The sequence below is a fragment of the Nocardia farcinica genome (genome assembly GCF_029867845.1).
In the GTDB taxonomy this organism is placed as follows: Bacteria; Actinomycetota; Actinomycetes; order Mycobacteriales; family Mycobacteriaceae; genus Nocardia; species Nocardia farcinica_A.
In genome coordinates this window covers 1-3,201 of the sequence record NZ_JARWRU010000630.1, presented here as the reverse complement: position 1 = coordinate 3,201, position 3,201 = coordinate 1, and the positions used below count along the sequence as shown (strand labels likewise).

General features: G+C 71.9%; 4 protein-coding genes. All 4 read left to right on the top strand.

Annotated features, from left to right (window positions below; translation table 11 throughout):
• On the top strand, nt 1-1,135 hold a 1,135-nt coding region (locus tag QH283_RS13945; RefSeq protein WP_280503429.1), incomplete at its 5' end, for an HAD-IC family P-type ATPase.
• Between the two features lie 94 nt (nt 1,136-1,229).
• Nucleotides 1,230-1,928 (top strand): crossover junction endodeoxyribonuclease RuvC, encoded by a 699-nt coding sequence (ruvC, locus tag QH283_RS13940; protein ID WP_280503430.1) that lies wholly within the window; start codon nt 1,230-1,232, stop codon nt 1,926-1,928.
• On the top strand, nt 1,925-2,530 hold the full coding sequence (ruvA, locus tag QH283_RS13935; protein WP_280503428.1) for a Holliday junction branch migration protein RuvA: 606 nt from the start codon (nt 1,925-1,927) through the stop codon (nt 2,528-2,530). Before ruvC ends, ruvA begins: the two co-directional genes overlap by 4 nt.
• 5 nt (nt 2,531-2,535) lie before the next feature.
• The coding region (gene ruvB / locus QH283_RS13930) for a Holliday junction branch migration DNA helicase RuvB (protein ID WP_280503427.1) at nt 2,536-3,201 on the top strand (666 nt) is incomplete at its 3' end.

Sequence of the window (3,201 nt, the reverse complement as noted above, 5' to 3'; positions counted from 1 at the left end):
CGGCATCATCGACCCGCCGCGCGAGGAGGTCGTGGCCGCGGTGCGCGAATGCCACCGCGCGGGCATCACGGTCAAGATGATCACCGGCGACCACGCCGACACCGCCGCCGAGATCGGCGCCCAGATGGGGCTCGGCCGGGGAAGGAAACCGGTCACCGGCGCCCAGATCGAGGCGCTCGACGACGACGCGCTGCGCCGGGTCGTCGCCGAGACCGACGTGTTCGCCCGCGCCAGCCCGGAGCACAAGCTGCGGCTGGTGCGGGCCATGCAGGACAACGGGCACATCGTCGCCATGACCGGCGACGGGGTGAACGACGCGCCCGCGCTCACCCGCGCCGATGTCGGCGTCGCCATGGGCGCGGGCGGCACCGACGCGGCCAAGGAGGCCGCGGACATGATTCTCACCGACGACAACTTCGCCACCATCGCCGCCGCGGTGCGCGAGGGCCGAGGGGTCTACGACAACCTCAAGAAGTTCGTCCTGTTCATGCTGCCGACCAACGGCGGCGAGGCGCTGGTGGTCATCGCGGCGATCCTGTTCCAGCTGACCCTGCCGCTCACCCCGGCCCAGGTGCTGTGGATCAACCTGGCCACCGTCAGCACACTCGGCCTGGCGCTGGCCTTCGAGCCCACCGAGGCCACCGTCATGCGACGGCCGCCGCGCCCGCCCACCGAATCGCTGCTGTCGGCCTTCTTCGCCTGGCGCGTCGCGCTGGTGTCGGTGCTGATGATGGCGGGCGCGCTCGGGCTGTTCCTGTGGGAACTGGACTCGGGCACCACCGTCGAGGTGGCGCGCACCATCGCGGTGAACGCCATCGTGGCCGCCGAGATGTTCTACCTGGTCAACAGCAGGCGCATCGAAGGGTCGGTGCTCAACCGGGACGGGTTGTTCGGCAACCGCTACGTGCTCGGCGCCGTTGCCGCCTGCGTCTGCCTGCAACTGCTCTACACCTACGGCCCGTTCTTCCAGCGGGTGTTCGGTTCCGCCGGACTCGCGCCGCTGGACTGGGCCAAGGTGGTCGGCGTCGGCCTGATGGTCTTCTTCGTCGCCGAGGCGGAGAAGTGGGTGGTGCGCCGCATCCGGGCCCGTCGAAGCGCCGAACGCGCGACGCCGGTGCTGACGGCAGTGCCGTAGCCGCGCGGCGCGGGTCGTGTCGCGGCGGCGAGACGCTCACGGCATCCACTAGACTCTCGAACAATTGTTCGTGTCCGGGGAGAGGTGGGTCGTCGTGCGGGTGATGGGCGTCGACCCCGGGCTCACCCGGTGCGGCCTGAGCATGGTCGAGGGCGGCCTCGGCCGCAGCGTCACCGCCATCGCCGTCGACGTGGTGCGCACCCCGGCCGACATGGATCTGGCGCACCGGCTCATGCTGGTCGCCGATGCCGCCGAGCGGTGGATGGACGAGCACCGGCCGAAGGCCGTGGCCATCGAGCGGGTGTTCGCCCAGCACAACGTGCGCACGGCGATGGGCACCGCGCAGGCGGGCGGGGTGATCGCCCTGGCCGCCGCGCGCCGGGGGATACCGGTGGTCTTCCACACCCCGAGCGAGGTCAAGGCCTCGGTGACCGGCAACGGCAAGGCAGGTAAGGCCCAGCTGACCGCGATGGTGACCCGCATCCTCGGCCTGGAGACCGCCCCCGAACCGGCCGACGCGGCTGATGCGCTGGCCCTGGCGATCTGTCATTGTTGGCGGGCCACGCTGATGGCCAGAATGGCCGCGGCCGAGGCACAGGCCGCCGAGGCGCAGCGGCGGTACGCCGAACGCCTGGCCGCGCAGCGCGCGGCGCGGGAACGCGCCGGGCAGCCACGACCGGGCCGGGCGCAAGCTCCCGGACGGCGGAAAGCGGCCGGGGACGAGACGGCAGCGGTCGAGGCCGCCCGGGTCGATGGGCAACAGGACGTTCGACGAAAGGCGGTGCGCGGGTGATCGCGTCGATACGCGGTGAGGTCGTCGAGGTCGCGCTCGACCACGTGGTGATCGAGGCCGCGGGCGTCGGCTACCGGCTCAACGCCACCCCCGCCACCCTGGCGACCCTCTCGCGCGGCGAGCAGGCCCGCCTCTACACCGCCATGATCGTGCGCGAGGACGCGATGACCCTCTACGGCTTCGCCGACACCGAGGCCCGCGACCTGTTCGGGCTGTTGCAGACGGTCTCCGGCGTCGGCCCCCGGCTGGCCATGGCGGTGCTGGCGGTGCTCGAGCCCGAAGCGCTGCGCAAGGCGCTGGCCGAGAGCAATGTCGCGGCGCTGACGCGGGTGCCCGGCATCGGCAAGCGCGGCGCCGAGCGCATGGTGGTGGAACTGCGCGACAAGGTGAACCAGGTGCCGGTCCAGGCCGGGCCGCCGGGCAGCGCGCCCGCCGCGGTGCTCACCCCGGTCCGCGACCAGGTGGTCGAGGCGCTCACCGGTCTCGGTTTCCCGCTCAAGCAGGCCGAGCAGGCCGTGGACGCGGTGCTCGCCGAACAGCCCGCCGCCACCACCTCCGCGGCACTGCGCGCGGCGCTGTCGTCGCTCGGCAGGAACCGGTAGCCGTCATGACCGAACACAGCTCCGGCGAGGACCTCGGCGCGGACGGCGGCGACACCGATTCCGGCATCGGCGCAGGCTTCGATTCCGGGTACGGCGAACAGTTCCCGCTCACCGCGAACCTGCTGCGCTCCGACAGCGAGATCGAGAGCGACCTGCGCCCGAAGTCGCTGGACACCTTCATCGGCCAGCCCAGGGTGCGCGAGCAACTGGCCCTGGTGCTGCGCGGCGCAAAACAGCGCGGCAGCACACCCGACCACGTGCTGCTGTCCGGCCCGCCCGGTCTCGGCAAGACCAGCATGGCCATGATCATCGCCGCCGAACTCGGCACCGCGCTGCGCATCACCTCCGGTCCTGCCCTCGAACGCGCGGGCGATCTGGCGGCCATGCTGAGCAATCTGGTCGAGGGCGACGTGCTGTTCATCGACGAGATCCACCGCATGGCCCGCCCGGCCGAGGAGATGCTGTACCTGGCGATGGAGGACTTCCGGGTCGACGTCGTCGTCGGCAAGGGGCCGGGCGCCACCTCCATCCCGCTCGACATCGCCCCGTTCACCCTGGTCGGGGCCACCACCCGCTCCGGCGCGCTCACCGGCCCGCTGCGCGACCGCTTCGGCTTCACCGGGCACATGGACTTCTACGAGCCCGGCGAGCTGTTGCGGATCATCCAGCGT